Raw genomic sequence first — 15,429 nt, 5'->3', positions numbered from 1 at the left:
CCCGATGGTGACAACTTCAGCGAAACACTCGAACCCGCAGTACCCCGGCGTGGGGCACACCGGCGTGCGCACCGGAGTGGGCCCGCTCGCCGGTTGCTGACCATTCCCCTGGCGATCGGTGCCGTGCTGGCGGCCGGCAGCGCCGCGGCCCAGGCGGCACCCGGGCAGCCCCGGGCCCAGGCCGCCCCCGAGCGGCAGCAGCCGACGGTCGGACTCTCGACGGCGCCGCAGGTGCTGCAATTCCCGGACGCCGGCACCGACCGGTACGTCGACCAGCTGCAGCGTGCCGCCGAGCGGGAGACCGCGCGCCTGGCCGCGGAGGCCGCGGAGCGCCAGCGCGAGGCCGAGCGGATCGCCCAGGAGGAAGCCGAGCGCATCGCGCGCGAACTCGCGAGCCGCCCGAGCGCCGTCTTCCCGACGATCGGGGCGCTGACCTCCGGCTTCGGCCCCCGCTGGGGAACGGCGCACAACGGCATCGACATCGCCAACGCCATCGGCACGCCGATCAAGTCGGTCACCGACGGGACCGTCATCGAATCCGGCCCCGCCTCCGGCTTCGGACTGTGGGTGCGCATCCAGCAGGACGACGGCACGATCGGCGTCTACGGGCACATCGACCAGTCGCTCGTGTCGGTCGGCCAGCAGGTCCGGGCGGGCGACGTGATCGCCACGATGGGCAACCGCGGCCAGTCCACCGGTCCGCACCTGCACTTCGAGGTGTGGCAGCCGGGCGGCGCCAAGATGGATCCGTTGGCCTGGTTCGGCTCGCGCGGGGTATCCGTACCGCAGTCCTCGCGTTCCTAGTCTCGGACGCCGGTACGCCGCCCCGTCGGGGGGCGCGGCGCACCGGCGTCCGGCTCACCAGATCCGCACGCGCTGCGCGGGGTCGAGATACAACTCGTCGCCGGGGTGCACGTCGAACGCCTCGTAGAAGGCGTCGATGTTGCGCACCACCCCGTTGCACCGGAACTCCGGCGGGGAGTGCGGATCCACGGCGAGCCGGCGCAGCGCCTCCTCGTCACGGACCTTGGTCCGCCACACCTGCGCCCAGCCGAAGAAGACCCGCTGCAGGCCTGTGAGGCCGTCGATCACGGGCGCCTCGGCACCGTCGAGCGCGATCTCGTACGCCTTCAGCGCGATGGACAGCCCGCCGAGATCGCCGATGTTCTCGCCGATGGTGAAGCTGCCGTTGACGCGGTGCCCGGCGAGTCCCTTCGGCTCGAACTCGTCGTACTGCGCGATCAGCGCCGCGGTGCGCTTACCGAACTCGGTGCGATCGTCGTCGGTCCACCAGTTCTCGAGATTGCCGTCGCCGTCGTACTTGGCGCCCTGATCGTCGAAGCCGTGCCCGATCTCGTGCCCGATGACGGCCCCGATCCCGCCGTAGTTGGCGGCGTCGTCGGCGTGCAGATCGAAGAACGGCGGTTGCAGGATCGCGGCGGGGAACACGATCTCGTTCATGCCCGGGTTGTAGTAGGCGTTGACGGTCTGCGGCGTCATGAACCACTCGTCGCGGTCCACCGGACCCCCGAGCTTGGCCAGGTCGCGGTCGTACTCGGCGGCGTAGCCGCTGCGGTAGTTGCCGACCAGATCGTCCGCGGCGACGGTCACCGCCGAGTAGTCGCGCCACTTGTCGGGGTAGCCGATCTTCGGCGTGAACTTCTCCAGCTTGCGCAGCGCCGCCTCACGGGTCTGCGGGCTCATCCATTCGAGGTCGGCGATGCTGCGCCGGTACGCCTCCTGCAGGTTGGCGACGAGCTGCTGCATGCGGGCCTTGGCCTCGGCCGGGAAGTGCCGTTCGACGTACAGCTTGCCGACGGCCTCGCCGAGCAGGTCCTGGACGAGCGCCACGCCGCGCTTCCATCGGTCGCGGATCTCCTGCGCCCCGGTCAGGGTGCGGCCGTAGAACGCGAAGTTCTCGTCGACCAGCGCCTCGGTGAGGTACGGCGCGCGGGAGTGCAGGACCCGCCAGGTGGCCCAGGCCTTCCAGTCGTCGAGGGGTGCCTCGGCCCACAGGTGCGCGAACGTGTCGAGGAAGCTCGGTTGGCGGACCACGATCTCGGCCCACTGTTCCTCGGTGGCACCGAGTGCGCCGATCCAGCCGCGCCAGTCGAAACCGGGTCGCTCGGACGTCAGCGCCTCGAACGTCACCAGGTTGTAGGACAGGTCGGCGTCGCGCCGTTTGACCACGTCCCAGTGCCCGGCCGCCAGGCGGGTCTCGAGTTCGAGCACCCGCTGCGGGGCGTACCCGATGCCGGCCAGCTCGAACATGCGCCCGATGTGCGCGACGTACTGCGCGCGGATCTCCGCGTGGCCGTCCTCGCGGTAGTACGACTCGTCGGGCAGGCCCAGACCGGACTGCGTCGTGTGCATCAGGTAGCGCGCGGAGTTCTTCGCGTCGGTGTCGACGTAGTGCCCGACGGCACCGCCGATCCCGACGCGCTGCAAGCGGCCGAGCACCTCCGCGAGCGCGTTCCGGTCCGCGGCGTCCGCCACGGCGGCCAGTTCGCCGGCGATCGGGTCCAGGCCCGCCGCCTCCACGGCCCCGGTGTCCATGAAGCTGGCGTACAGGTCGCCGATGCGCTGCGCATCGGTACCCGGCTCGGCCGAGGACGCGGCCGCCTCCTCGATGAGGGTGCGGACGTCGACCTCGGCCTTGTCGAACAGGGTGCGGAACGCGCCGTCGAGGGCACGATCGGCGGGGATCACGTGTTCGGCGAGCCAGCGGCCGTTGACGTGTTCGAACAGATCGTCCTGTGCTCGGGTGCTCTGGTCGAGGTGGGTCAGGTCGATGCCCGAGTGCCGAGCCCGGGGATGCTCCACGATGGTCATGCCGTCCATCCTTACACCGAATCCCGGCACCCGGCACGGGCCTGCGTACGGGTGACGGGCCGTCTCCGCCCGCGACACGCCTCGCTCGAGTTACCGTGACCGAAGCCACACATACACGTGGAAGCGGGGTGGACGAGTGGGTCTGATGGACCCCATCGATGCAGTTCTCATGACGGCAGAGCTGCTGGCGAACCCCATGCACGTCGGAGTGGTCCTGATCCTGAACCCACCCGAGGATGCCGGCTCGCGGTTCGTCGACGACGCCTACCGGGACGCGCTCGGCCGCGCCGACGAGGTGGATCCGGTGCTGCGCCGCCGGGCGCACCGGGGGGTGGACACCGGCGGGTGGTGGGCCTGGCGCGACGTGGACGACATCGACCTGAGCTACCACGTGCGGCGGGCGTCGCTGCCGCCCGGCGCCGGGCGGGACGCGCTGTGGCAGCTGGTGGGGGAGCTGCATGCCGAACCGCTCGACCGCTCCCGCCCGATGTGGGAGGCCCACCTCGTCGACGGGCTCCCCGACGGCCGGTTCGCGCTCTACACCAAGGTCCACCACGCGGTGCTCGACGGGATCGCCGGCCTGCGGATGATCGAGGAGTCGATGTCGCCCGATCCCGATCGCCGGTCGATGTCCCCGTTCTTCGCCACCGGCAGGCGCCCGCGGCCCGACGCCACGCACGGTGGACTTCCGACGCCGCTCGGGCTGGCCCGCTCGGCCCTCGGGGCACTCACCTCCGGTGTGGGTCTGGTTCGGCGGACCGTCGGGGGGCAGGTCGGGGCCACGGTGCAGGGCGTGACCAGCGACACCACCGTCCTGCCGTTCGGGGCGCCACGCACCCGGCTCAACGGTCCGCTCGGAACCGGGCGCGCCTTCGCCGCCGCCGGCTGGCCGAAGTCTCGACTGCGCGCGATCGAGCGCGCTGCGGGCGTGACCGGCAACGATGTCGTCACGGCCATGGTGGCCGGCGCGTTGCGCTCGTGGTTCGGCGAGCACGACGAACTCCCCGGCGACTCCCTGGTGGCGATCTGCCCGGTCTCGGTGCGCGGACGGCAGGACGGCGCGACGGCGGGCAATGCGTTCGGAACGGCGGTGTGCACCCTGGGTACCGATCGCACGGACCCGGCCGACCGGCTGCGGCTGATCCACCGCTCGATGCAGGTCGCCAAGGACCGCGTCGCAGCGCTGGGGCCGGTGCCGTCGCTGGTGGTGACGGCACCGAGCATCCTGCCGACCATCCTGGCCCCCATGCTTCCGTTCGACCCGGGGCTCCGGCCCGGGTACAACCTGCCGATCTCCAACGTGCCCGGTCCGCGCACCGAGCTGTACTGGAACGGCGCCCACCTCGAGGAGATGTACCCCGTGTCCATCGTGTACGACGGGATGGCCCTCAACGTCACGGTGTGCTCGTATGCCGACCGGATCGGTTTCGGATATGTGGCCGGTGGGGAAGTAATACCGGATATCGCGACGTTGATACCTCTGACGGAGCGGTCTCTGTCGGAGCTGGAGACTGCGGTAGGAGTGGCGTGATGAGTGCCGAAACGGGAGCAAGGCGGGTGGACGGGGAGCATCCCCGGACCGAGATGATCGTCGACCCCCGCTTCCTGCCGGTCGCCGACCGGTTCTTCAAGATGTTCCGCGACACCCGGAACGGCGGCGGGGCGCTCGCGGCGTACCTGCACGGCGAGCCGGTGCTCGACATCTGGGCGGGCTGGGCGTCCCGGGACAGGCGGTGGACCCACGACACCGTCGCGCTGTCGTTCTCCACGGGCAAGGGGGTCGCGAGCACCGTGCTGCACCGCCTCGCCGAGCGCGGGCTCGTCGACTACGACGAACCCGTCGCGACGTACTGGCCCGAGTTCGGGGCCGCCGGAAAGGAGTCCATCACCGTCCGGGAGCTGATGTCCCACCGCGCCGGTCTGCATCGCGCCCGGGGCCTCGTCCCGGGACGATTCGGGCTGCTCGACTCCGATGCGGTGGCGTCCGCGCTCGCGGCCGCCTCCCCGGATCCGCGGCGGCTCGCCGGCCCCGGCTATCACGCCGTCACCTACGGCAACCTCGTCGCCGAGATCGCCATCCGGGTGACCGGCCTGTCCTTCACCGAACTGGTCGAGCAGGAGATCGCCGGCCCGCTCGGTCTGCGCGAATTCTGGTTCCACGTGCCGCAGGACGAGCGGCACCGCATCGCCCGGGTCTTCCCCCGGCTGAACCCGACCCCCGCGCCGTGGGCAGTCACCGGCACCGTGCTGTCGCGGCTGCCCGGCCTACGTGGCGTCGCCGAGGCGGGCATGGCCGAAGGCTTCGACGAGCTGGCCCGCAGCCCCGCCGCGCACGACGCGGTGATGCCGGGGTGGAACGGGGTGTTCACCGCCCGCGCGCTGGCCCGGATGTACGGGGCGCTCGCGAACGGCGGCGAACTCGACGGAGCGCGGCTGCTGAAGGAGGAAACCCTCGAGCAGGTCCTGGAGGTGCAGACCCGGCGCCGCGACTACGTGCTCGGTATCCGCCCCAACTGGCGGCTCGGCTACCACCCGGGCTGGGTCGCGCTGCGCGAGCAGCCGCTGCAGTCGATCGGTCACTTCGGCTTCGGCGGCTCCGGCGCGTTCGCCGATCCGGAGACGGGCTTGTCCATCGCCTTCGTCACCAACCGCCTCGGCAGTGTCACCCCCATCTCGGACATGCGGTTTCCGCGGCTCGGGGCCGCAGGTGTCGTCGTCGCGCGGCGGGCGGCCTGACGGTCGGCACACTGCTCACGGTCGTCGCGGGCGGAGCAACTGAGCTGCGCCTGCGTCAGGCGGCAGACCTCTGATCAGCCCGGCCGTCGTCAGGGCGCCAGAAGCTGCACGCTCGCCTGGGCCCGGACCAGGACCGTGCCGTCGGGTGCGGTGAGATGCGTGTCGATCGAGGCGAGCCGTCGGCCGGCCCGGGTGACGCGGGCGTCGACGAGGAGGTCGGGGCCAGGAGCGGCGGGGGAGCGCAGGTAGTCGAGCGTCAGGTTCAGCAATCGGTACTCCTGTCCGGCAGCGGTGAGGGTCTGCGCCGCGAGTTCGGCGACGGTGCCGGCGACGGAGACCAGGACGCCGCCCTGCACGGTGCCCATCGGATTGGCCATCCACTCCGCGGGTGGGACGACCGCGGCGACACGGCCCTTCTCGACGGCGCCGACGCGCAGATCGAGCAGGCCGGCGAGCGGGCCCCGGGCCACGGTTCCGGCGGCGATGCCGACGACCGTGTCGAGCCCGGTGCGATCGGCGAGTTCCGAAGGGTCCGTCCAGGGTTCGGGGGTGGGCCGGGCCAGACCGGATGCGTCCGCGAACGAGTCGAACACGGCGGGACGATCCACGACCATCGACCGTCCCGTCAGCTGCACCACCAGATCGCCTGCGGCGTCGCAGATCTGCGCGGTGCTCAACGCGGTGGAGTCGTCCACGTGGACGGCGCGGCCGGTGCCGTGCAGATCCCCTCGGGCCGGCATCGGATTCGCGGTCGAGGCGCTGAGCTGGGTCAGGACGGACCGGGTGTCGCGGCCCTGCCCGCGCCACACGAGGTGCGGGGCAGCGCCGAGAACGACATCGGTGAGCACGCCGACCGACCCGACGGTGGTGCGGCCGCGGTGGTCGAGGAACCAGGTGCCGAGCGGCTGGCGGAACGACACCGTGCCAGGCTTCCCGGCCACGGTGTCGATGCCCATGAAGGCGTTGAGACGATCGGTTTCGGGGGCGGTGACGGTCACGGGCAGCATCCTGGGATCGAGCGGAGCGAGGGTTCGCTCGGTTACGGTACCGAGGCTCGCGGCTCGCCGCCGCGCCCACCCCGGTCAGCCGATGCGGGCGTGCATCTCCCACACGAGGATTTCCGCGGCCGTGTCGGTGTGGACCCGCTGTCCGCCGGAACCGGTCAGCCGCACGGCGTCGCCCTCCCGCAGGATTCCGGCGCCCTCGAGCTCGGCTGTGCCCTGGGCGACGAAGACGTGCAGGTAGGGGGCGTCGGGCAGGACGACCGGCCGGCCCGGCTGCAGCCTGGCGACCGACAGCCCGGCGTACTTGTTGTGGATGCGGATGGCGGCGTGATCGCGGTGCTCGGGGATGCCGGTGGCGACGGGCACCAGCCCGCCGCGCATGAGCTCGTCGTCGATCTCGAGCTGCTCGTAACCGGGGGTGATGCCCGATTCGTCCGGCACCACCCACATCTGGACGAAGCGGACCGGCTCGGCGTGCTCCGCGGCGTGCACGCCGGTGGCGCCGGGCAACCGCCAGGAGTCGTTCTTCTCCGAGTGCAGGATGCCCGTTCCGGCGCTCATCCGCTGTGCCAGGCCCGGATAGATGACGCCCGAGTGCCCGATCGAGTCCTGGTGCACGAGGCTGCCGCGCAGTACCCAGGTCACGATCTCCATGTCGCGGTGCGGATGGGTGTCGAAACCTTGGCCGGGCAGGACCGTGTCGTCGTTGTTGACCAGCAGCAGCCCGTGGTGGGTGTTGTCCGGGTCGTAGTGGTGGCCGAACGAGAACGAGTGCTTCGAGTCGAGCCAGGAGATGTTCGTCGTCAGCCGGTCCTCGGCGCGCCGGATGTCGAGGGTCGTGGCGTCGGTCATGGATTCTCCTCGGGGAGGTGCGGCGGGTTCAGGGTACGAGGGCATCGGCGCGGCGTCACGGCAGCTGTTCGTGCCCGGCCGGGATCGTCCCGAGACGTCCCGCCTGGAAGTCTTCGAACGCCTGGATGATCTCGGCTTTGGTGTTCATCACGAACGGCCCGTACATCGCGACGGGCTCGCGGATCGGCCGTCCGCCGAGCAGGAACACCTCGAGGGACTCGGTCCGCGAGTCCTGGGTGCGGTCGGCGGTGAACGTGACGCTGTCGCCGTTCGGTCCGAACACGGCGGTCTGTCCCGCCCGGATCGGTGCATGCTCGGCGCCGACGGTGCCGTCCCCGGCGAGCACGTAGCCGAGCGCGTTGTACTCCCGGTGCCAGGGCAGGGTCACCGACGCGCCGGGCGCGACGGTCAGGTGTGCGAGGGCGATCGGGGTATGGGTCACGCCCGGGCCGCGGACACCGCCGATCTCACCGGCGACGACGCGGACGAGGGCGCCGCCGTCGGGCGAGGAGGCCAGGGCCACGTGGCTGCCGGCGATGTCCTGGTATCGCGGCTGCGCCATCTTGTGGTTCCGGGGCAGGTTCACCCACAACTGCACGCCGTGGAAGAGGCCGCCGCTGGCGACGACGTGTTCCGGCGGGGCCTCGATGTGCAGGATCCCCGAGCCCGCGGTCATCCACTGGGTGTCGCCACCGCCGATAGTGCCGCCCCCGCCGTTGGAGTCCTTGTGCTCGAGGATCCCGTCGATCATGTAGGTGACGGTCTCGAATCCGCGGTGCGGGTGCCACGGGGTGCCCTTGGGTTCGCCGGGGGCGTACTGCACCTCGCCCATCTGGTCCATGTGGATGAACGGGTCGAGGAAGCGCTGGTCGATACCTGCGAATGCCCGGCGCACCGGGAAGCCTTCGCCTTCGTATCCGACGGGAGCGGTGCGCACGCCGAGGACCGGACGGGCCGGCACGTCGGCTGCGGGCGCCGGGATGCGGGGCAGGGTGAGGATGTTGTCTACGGTCACCGCGGGCATGGCGGGCTCCTTCGGCATGTAGTTGACTATGCAACTACTCTAACCGACGGTCCGGGGGATTTGTTCCCGCACTGCGAACGGGGCGCAGGCGGACCCGAGAAAGACGAAACCCCCTGCCCGAGGGGAGGGAGGGCAGGGGGTCCGCGCCGGGCGCGTGACGCCCGGCGCCACGTCCCGCCTTCGGGGGGGGGGAGGAGGGACGCGGTGTCGGGGGCGGCCGATCGTCTCCGTCGGCCGATGAAGCCAGGGTACATACCCGTCGGGGTATGGTCCATCACCCCGGTGCGCGAAGCACCGGGCGCACAGCATAGTTACTCGCTCCGATTCGCGCCGGGGTTTCGGCGATCCCGTCCGGCGCGATGAGTTTTCCGGAGCCGGACGGTCTACCTGCTCGACACCTCACACGAGGTGCCGGCCGTCCGCTCACACGCAAGGAGTTGAAGATGCCCCGCATGCTCTTCGCCAACCTGTCCGTCAAGGACGTCGCTGCCGCCCGCACGTTCTTCGATGCCCTCGGCTTCACCTTCAACGAGATGTTCTGCGACGCCAACACCGCCTGCCTCGAGATCAACGACCAGACCTACGTCATGCTCCTCGAGGAGCCACGCTTCCGCGACTTCATCACCGGCGACATCTGCGACACCGCCACGGCCCGCGAGGTGCTCCTGAGCGTGTCCGCCGAGAGCCGCGACGACGTCGACCGCCTCGTCGACGCCGCGCTCGCCGCCGGTGGCAGCGACTGGATCACCGCCGGGTCGGAGGAGATGAAGACCGACTTCATGTACGGCCGGGCCTTCCGCGACCTCGACGGGCACGTCTGGGAGGTCATGTGGATGGACGTCGAGGCCGCGGCCGCCGCGATGGGACCGCAGGCGGAGACGTCCGCGCAGGCGTAGCGGTCGGCGTCAGGGGTGCTCGGGTAGTCCGAACAGGGCGAACAGATCGGTGTCGAAGAACACGGTCACATGCACCACCCGGTCGCCCACGACGTCGAGCACCTGCAGCTGGAACGGATGGTGCTGCCCGTCCTCGCCTCGCATGTAGAGGCCGAGGGCGGGCTGCCCGTTCGCCACCGTGGGCAGCAGAACCTGATCGCCGGGACCGCTCGCCGGGCAATGCGTCCGGATGAGGGTTCCGATCGCCGCGGCGCCGCGGTACCAGCCCTCGAACGGCGGCATCTCCCACACCGCCTCCTGGGTGAGCATCTCGACGATCGAATCGATGTCGTACTTCTCGAACCCCTCGACCCAGCGCTGCACCAGCGCCTGGGCCTCCGGACTCTCCGGCTCGACCAGATCGTCCTTCGTCACCTGCGCCTGTTCGAGCTGCGCGCGGGCCCGCTGGAGCAGACTGTTCACCGCGGCCGTCGAGGTGTCCAGCGCGGCGGCCACCTCGGTCGCCCGCCACTGCAGGACGTCGCGCAGCAGCAGCACTGCCCGTTGCCGCGCGGACAGATGCTGCAGGGCCGCCACGAAGGCCAGGCGAATGGACTCCCGCGAGGTCACGATCGCCGCCGGGTCCGTCGGATCCTCCGGCCGGCCGTCGTCGCCGAAGGATCCGCCGGGAATCGGCTCGAGCCACGGCACCTCCCCGCGCTCGACGAGGTCGTCGGCCGGATCCGAGCTCGGCGCCCCCAGCCCCGTCGGCAGCGGCCGGCGCGATCTGCCCTCGAGCGCGGTCAGGCACACGTTGGTCGCGATGCGGTGCAGCCACGTCCGCAGCGACGAGCGGCCCCCGAAGTTGGCGTAGCCCCGCCACGCGCGCAGGTACGTCTCCTGCACGAGGTCCTCCGCGTCGTGGATCGAGCCGCTCATCCGGTAACAGTGCGCGAGCAGCTCACGCCGGTACGGACCGGCCAGTGTCAGAAAGTCGTCCTGCGAGTCGAGAACCTGCTCCGTCATGTCGTACCCCCGCCTGCCCGTCGCTGTCGAAGTGCAGTTACGAGCGTGAGCGTAGTCCCGGGGGCCGACAGGAAACAGGGTCTCGAACTATCTGTGCACTCCGGGTACCGTCCAGTAACTGCCCCGGCCGACAGCCCCGCCGGCAGGCAGAAGGACGAAGGTGACCCGTGCCCGACATCGCGCCCCGACCGACAGGCCCGTACGCCGGGGGACCGCCCGCGTCGGCGCTGCATGTCGACATGCCCCCGCTCGAGCGTTTCGGCCTGCGCGAAGCCGGCCGCACGGTCGTCATCGGCGTGGTGCTCCTCGTCAGCGTCCTGCTGAAACTGCTCGCCTGGCCGCTGCGGCCCGACGGCCGCGGTCCCGCCGACGCCGCCGCCGAGGGCACCGTCGACGCGTTCGAGGTCCTCGGTCCCACGTTCGTCAAGCTCGGCCAGCTCATGGCGTCGTCGTCCGGGGTGTTCCCCAAGCCGCTGGCCGACGCGTGCCTGCGCTGCCTGGACGACGTCGCACCCGTGCCCGCGGACCGGGCCCGCGCCGTGATCGAGGAGGACCTCGGCCATCCCGTCGGCGAACTGTTCGCCCGGTTCGACGACGTCCCGCTGGCCGCCGCGTCCGTCGGCCAGGTGCACGCGTGCGTCCTGCACGACGGCCGGGAGGCGGTCGTGAAGGTGCAGCGGCCCGGCATCGCCCATCGCATGCTCGTCGACCTGCGGGCGGCCTACGTCGGCGCGCGTCTGCTGCAGGCCTTCGAGTTCTTCCGCATCGCCAACGCCACCGCCATCATCCGCGACCTGCACTCGTCCACGATGACCGAACTCAACAGCGCGGTCGAAGCAGACCGGCAGAGCCGGTTCCGGGAGTGCATCGGCGCGTTCGGGGACAACACGACCGTCACCACGCCGCAGGTGTACTGGGACTACTGCGGCCCGCGCGTGATCTGCATGGAACGGCTCCGCGGTGTGCCCATGGACCGGGTGCCCGCCGATGCGGGGATCGACACCAGTCTGCTCATCCGCCGCGGGGTGAAGGTGTGGATCGAATCGGTCGTCCTGCACGGGCCGTTCCACGGCGACGTGCACGCGGGCAACCTGTGGCTGCTCGACGACGGCCGTCTCGCCTTCCTGGACTTCGGCATCGTCGGTGAGCTGCCCGAGCACTGGCGCGCCATCCTGCGCGACCTGTTCCGCGCGACCGCCATCGACGGGGACTTCGCCCGCGTGGCGCGGGGCATCCGCGCCCTCGGCTACACCAGCGGACTCGACGCCGACGACGCCGAGATCGGCATGCAGGTGGCGCAGGCACTCGCTCCGATCCTCGGGCGCGACCTGGGACAGCTGCGGCTGAGCGACCTCATCGTCGCGCTGATCCGGCTCGGCAAGCAGTGGGGGATCGCCAGCCCGGAGGAACTGGTGCTGTTCGGCAAGCAGCTCGGCTACTTCGAGCGCTACGCCACCGCCCTCGCCCCCGGCTGGGTCATCGGCCGGGACCTGTACCTGCTGCGCAACGTCTTCCCGGCGGAGGTGGCGCGCCGCGCCGCCGAACAGGGGCTCGAGCTACCCGCCTGACACGCGGGCGCGTCAGCCCACGCGTGTGACGGGGATCGACGCCCCGGTCACGGCGGCGCCGTCGTCGGAGAGCAGGAACCGGATCACCCGCGCGATCTCGGCGGGCTGCGACCACGAGCGCCGGTCCGCGTCGGGCATCGCCGCCCGGTTCGCGGGCGTGTCGATGACGACGGGCAGCAGCGCATTGACCCGCACGCCGTCGCCGGCGTACTCGACGGCCAGGGTCTCGACCAGTGCGGTCACGGCGGCCTTCGACGCGACGTAGGCGGCGCCCCCGGCGAACGGCCGTTTCGTCGCCGCGGTGGACATGCAGACCACCGATCCGCCGCCGCTCGCGAGCAGGTGCGGCAGCGCCGCGCGGGTCACGGCGTAGGCGGTGCGCAGGTTCAGGTCCAGTTGGGCGTCGAGGACCTCGACGGGCGTCTCGTGGACCCGCGGGCCCGAGGTGAACCCGCCCACCAGATTCACCACGCCGGACAGCGGTGCGGATTCGTCGGCGGCCGCGAGCGCGACGGCCTGCCGCAGCTGCGCGTCGTCGGACACGTCCGCCTCCACGAGACGCAGACTCGGATGGTCCCCGAGTCGCCCGAGTTCGGTACGAGCCACCCAGGGGACCACGACCCGCCAGCCCGACTCGAGCAGATGCGTCGTGACGGCGGCCCCGAGACCGCCGGTGCCGCCGGTGACGAGCGCGGACCGGGTCGTGGTCATCGAAGATCCTCTCGGCCGAGCGGACGGATGCCCGTCCACGATAGGCGCCGGGCGCGCCCGCGCATCGCGATACCGAGCCACGCGCTCCGGTTCCGGACATCGACAACCGTCCCGACGGTGGTCGATGTCCGGATCTGCACTCCGGTAGGCGAATCCGTCCCGCCGACGGAGAGAGGGTCCTAGCTCGTGCGCGACGCCGCGTACGCGCCCTGCCACACCGTGTCGAACGGGGTGTGCGCCCCGACCCGGCCCTCGATACCGGCGGTGACGAAGTCCTTCGCGAGCGCGACGGCGGCCGGCACGTCGGCGCCCTTGGCGAGTTCGGCGGTCACGGCCGCGGCGAGCGTGCAGCCGGCACCCGACACCCGTTCCCGGCCGACCTTCGGCGCGGAGAGGACGGTGACCTCCTCGCCGTCGAAGAGGACGTCGACGGCGTCGTCACCGGCGAGTTCGACGCCGCCCTTGGCCAGGACGTACCGCGGGCCGAGGGCGTGGATGCGGCGAGCGGCCTCGACGAGGTCGTCGACGGTGTCGATGCGGTCCATCCCCGCCAGGGTGCGGGCTTCGAACAGGTTGGGAGTGACCACCGTGGCCAGGGGAAGCACGGACTCACGCAGCGCGTTGTCGGTGTCGAGTGCCGCCCCGGGTTCCTGCCCCTTGCAGATCAGCACCGGGTCCAGAACGACGTGCCGCCACGACCGGCCGCGCAGACCCTCGGCGACCACGTCGATCGTGGCCGGGGTGCCGAGCATGCCGATCTTGACGACGTCGAGGTCGTGGGCCGCGGTGGCCGCCTCGATCTGGTCCGCGACGACCTCGGGCGCGATCGGGACGAAGCGGTGCGACCAGTCGTTGCGGGGGTCGAACGAGACGATGCAGGTCGTGGTGCCGACGCCGTAGACGCCCAGCTCCTGGAACGTCTTCAGATCCGCCTGCAGCCCTGCGCCGCCGGTGGCTTCGGTCCCGGCGATGACATAGGCGAGGTCGACCACGGTGTACTCCAATCCGATGGGGGACAGACTGCGTGCCGACCCGAGAAGGAGCCCGCACGTCCGGGGAGACCACGGCTGCCCGCGACGTCGCCGCCGGGTTCGCGCGACCGGTCCCGGCACCCAGGCTAGCGCGCGGGGTCCGGCGTCCCGTCAGGACGGCCCCTGCCGATGACCGGCGTCACACGCGTGTCGGTGCGGTGCGGCACCATGGGAATCGACCGGTCGAGGCCCGACGACGGAAGGTGAGTGCCCATGTGCGGTCGGTATGCGAGCACGGTCACCGATCAGGAACTGCGCTCCCTGTTCGACGTGGTGGAGACGGTGGGGGATCCGCTGCCCCCGTCGTACAACGTCGCGCCGACGCAGACCGTGCGGGTGGTGCTCGAGCGCGCCCCGAAGGGCGAGCCCGGCGCGGAGCCGGTGCGACAGCTCCGGTCCGCCCGGTGGGGGCTCGTGCCGTCGTGGGCGAAGGACCCGAAGATCGGCAACCGGATGATCAACGCCCGCTGCGAGACGATCACCGAGAAGCCGTCGTTCAAGGCCGCCGCCTCGCGGCGACGGTGCATCCTGCCGGCCGACGGCTACTTCGAGTGGCAGAAGCGCGAGGACGGCACCAAGGTCCCGTACTTCCTGCACGGCGACGGTGTGCTCGCGATGGCGGGACTCTACGAGCTGTGGCCCGATCCGGACCTGCCCGACGACCATCCCGACAAGTGGCTGTGGACGGTCACCGTGCTGACGACGGAGGCCACCGACGCCGCTGGGCAGATCCACGAGCGGTGTCCACTGGTGCTGCCGCCGTCCTTCCTGGACGTGTGGCTCGACCCGGCCCTCACCGACCGCGACGACGTCGACGCGCTGGTCGCCTCGGTACCGGAACCGCACCTGCATCCGTACGAGGTCGGCACCGAGGTCAACAACCCCCGCAACAACCGTCCGGAACTGCTCGAGCCGGTGTGACGGGGGCCGCCCGGGTGGCCGCACCCTCCCGGTCCGGGCAGGATGGGCACGATGCACACTCCTCGATTGGCCTGTCGACGTGCCGGTTCCGGCGAACCACTGCTTCTCCTGCACGGGATCGGCGCCACCCGCGACGACTTCGCCGAACTCGTTCCGCGCCTCGCCGAGCACTTCGACGTCCTGGCCGTGGACCTTCCCGGCCACGGATCGTCCCCGATGCTGCCGACTCGTCCCACTGTCGAGTCCCTCGGCGCTGCCCTCGCGGCGGACCTCGACGCCCACGGGCTGGATCGGGTGCACATCCTGGGCAACTCCCTCGGCGGCCGCCTCGCGCTCGACCTGGCACGGCGCGGCCGCGCCCTGTCGGTGGTGGCCCTGTCCCCGTCCGGTCTCGGGTTGCCGCCGGAGCGGGCGCTTCAGGGACTGCTCATGGCCGCCGCGCGGATCGTCAACAAGGCACGCAGCCCGTTGATCGAGCGGATGTCGCACAGCACCGTCGGGCGCACGGCACTCACCGCCGGGCTGCGGGCCCTTCCGTGGCGCACTTCGAAAGCCGAATCACTGTCCGTGAAGGGAGGTTTCGCGGAATCGGAGGGTTACTGGTCGATGCTGTGGAATGCCGTACTGACGGACGTACCGACGGGTCTCGACCGCGTTTCGTGCCCCGTCACCCTCGCGCAGGGCGTGCTCGATGTCGTCGCATCCGCGCAGACGGTGCGATACGTCCCGCTGATTCCCGGGGCGCGGTTCGTGCCGCTGCCGTGGGCCGGGCACGCGCCGCAGTCGGATACTCCCGTCGCGATCGTCGACCTCGTGCGGCAAACCGCGGCGCAGGCATGATTCCGGCGC

Annotated in this window: 14 protein-coding genes; 7 read left to right on the top strand and 7 right to left on the bottom strand. The window is 71.2% G+C overall.

All coding sequences use genetic code 11. The features are described from left to right. The first annotated feature begins 93 nt into the window (after positions 1-93). A complete protein-coding gene (locus ACM26Y_RS22010) occupies positions 94-804 on the top strand; it encodes a M23 family metallopeptidase (RefSeq protein ID WP_003938213.1) in 711 nt (236 codons plus the stop codon). Between the two features lie 54 nt (positions 805-858). Here the strand turns inward: ACM26Y_RS22010 and ACM26Y_RS22005 are convergent, their stop codons facing one another. Continuing rightward, positions 859-2,832 (bottom strand): M13 family metallopeptidase, encoded by a 1,974-nt coding sequence (locus tag ACM26Y_RS22005; protein ID WP_416061954.1) that lies wholly within the window; start codon positions 2,830-2,832, stop codon positions 859-861. 136 nt (positions 2,833-2,968) lie between these two features. Here ACM26Y_RS22005 and ACM26Y_RS22000 point away from each other — a divergent pair, with 136 nt between their 5' ends. Together ACM26Y_RS22000 and ACM26Y_RS21995 are read left to right on the top strand one after the other, a co-directional pair. Continuing rightward, positions 2,969-4,363: a WS/DGAT/MGAT family O-acyltransferase gene (locus ACM26Y_RS22000; RefSeq protein ID WP_416061953.1), complete on the top strand. Its 1,395-nt coding sequence runs from the start codon at positions 2,969-2,971 to the stop codon at positions 4,361-4,363. Beyond that, entirely contained in the window at positions 4,363-5,568 is a 1,206-nt protein-coding gene (locus tag ACM26Y_RS21995; RefSeq protein ID WP_052034019.1) for a serine hydrolase domain-containing protein, read from the top strand. The genes ACM26Y_RS22000 and ACM26Y_RS21995 overlap by 1 nt, the downstream gene beginning before the upstream one ends. A gap of 89 nt (positions 5,569-5,657) precedes the next feature. Here ACM26Y_RS21995 and ACM26Y_RS21990 read toward each other — a convergent pair whose 3' ends face one another. The 3 genes from ACM26Y_RS21990 to ACM26Y_RS21980 form a co-directional block, all read right to left on the bottom strand. Next, positions 5,658-6,566 carry a PaaI family thioesterase gene (locus ACM26Y_RS21990; RefSeq protein WP_416061952.1) on the bottom strand — a complete coding sequence of 303 codons (909 nt, stop codon included), beginning with the start codon at positions 6,564-6,566 and terminating at the stop codon, positions 5,658-5,660. An 84-nt stretch (positions 6,567-6,650) separates the two neighbouring features. Beyond that, complete coding sequence (locus ACM26Y_RS21985; protein ID WP_003938204.1) at positions 6,651-7,424, bottom strand: pirin family protein; 774 nt, start codon at positions 7,422-7,424, stop codon at positions 6,651-6,653. A 55-nt stretch (positions 7,425-7,479) separates the two neighbouring features. After that, positions 7,480-8,448 (bottom strand): pirin family protein, encoded by a 969-nt coding sequence (locus ACM26Y_RS21980; protein WP_003938203.1) that lies wholly within the window; start codon positions 8,446-8,448, stop codon positions 7,480-7,482. Positions 8,449-8,891: 443 nt separating this feature from the next. Between ACM26Y_RS21980 and ACM26Y_RS21975 the strand changes: the two genes are divergently transcribed. Beyond that, a complete protein-coding gene (locus tag ACM26Y_RS21975) occupies positions 8,892-9,344 on the top strand; it encodes a VOC family protein (RefSeq protein ID WP_054374347.1) in 453 nt (150 codons plus the stop codon). A gap of 9 nt (positions 9,345-9,353) precedes the next feature. Here the strand turns inward: ACM26Y_RS21975 and ACM26Y_RS21970 are convergent, their stop codons facing one another. Beyond that, the gene (locus ACM26Y_RS21970; protein WP_054374345.1) at positions 9,354-10,349 is read right to left on the bottom strand and encodes a sigma-70 family RNA polymerase sigma factor; all 996 of its coding nucleotides are present in this window, start codon (positions 10,347-10,349) and stop codon (positions 9,354-9,356) included. A 167-nt stretch (positions 10,350-10,516) separates the two neighbouring features. Between ACM26Y_RS21970 and ACM26Y_RS21965 the strand changes: the two genes are divergently transcribed. Continuing rightward, positions 10,517-11,917 carry an ABC1 kinase family protein gene (locus ACM26Y_RS21965; RefSeq protein WP_003938200.1) on the top strand — a complete coding sequence of 467 codons (1,401 nt, stop codon included), beginning with the start codon at positions 10,517-10,519 and terminating at the stop codon, positions 11,915-11,917. Positions 11,918-11,929: 12 nt separating this feature from the next. On the opposite strand, the gene ACM26Y_RS21960 is transcribed toward ACM26Y_RS21965, so the two are convergent. Both ACM26Y_RS21960 and thiD read right to left on the bottom strand, forming a co-directional pair. Further along, the gene (locus ACM26Y_RS21960; RefSeq protein WP_416061951.1) at positions 11,930-12,628 is read right to left on the bottom strand and encodes an SDR family NAD(P)-dependent oxidoreductase; all 699 of its coding nucleotides are present in this window, start codon (positions 12,626-12,628) and stop codon (positions 11,930-11,932) included. Between the two features lie 179 nt (positions 12,629-12,807). Further along, positions 12,808-13,620, bottom strand: coding sequence for a bifunctional hydroxymethylpyrimidine kinase/phosphomethylpyrimidine kinase (gene thiD / locus ACM26Y_RS21955; RefSeq protein WP_416061950.1), 813 nt, complete (start codon positions 13,618-13,620; stop codon positions 12,808-12,810). A gap of 252 nt (positions 13,621-13,872) precedes the next feature. On the opposite strand from thiD, the gene ACM26Y_RS21950 reads away from it, so the two are divergent. Together ACM26Y_RS21950 and ACM26Y_RS21945 are read left to right on the top strand one after the other, a co-directional pair. Beyond that, positions 13,873-14,580 (top strand): SOS response-associated peptidase, encoded by a 708-nt coding sequence (locus ACM26Y_RS21950; RefSeq protein ID WP_003938197.1) that lies wholly within the window; start codon positions 13,873-13,875, stop codon positions 14,578-14,580. A 66-nt stretch (positions 14,581-14,646) separates the two neighbouring features. Continuing rightward, positions 14,647-15,420, top strand: a complete 774-nt coding sequence (locus tag ACM26Y_RS21945; RefSeq protein ID WP_289378614.1) for an alpha/beta fold hydrolase — start codon at positions 14,647-14,649, stop codon at positions 15,418-15,420. Positions 15,421-15,429 lie beyond the last annotated feature (9 nt).

This window comes from Rhodococcus indonesiensis (genome assembly GCF_047782815.1).
GTDB classification, from domain to species: domain Bacteria; phylum Actinomycetota; class Actinomycetes; order Mycobacteriales; family Mycobacteriaceae; genus Rhodococcus; species Rhodococcus indonesiensis.
This window is presented reverse-complemented; position numbering and strand designations above follow the sequence as displayed.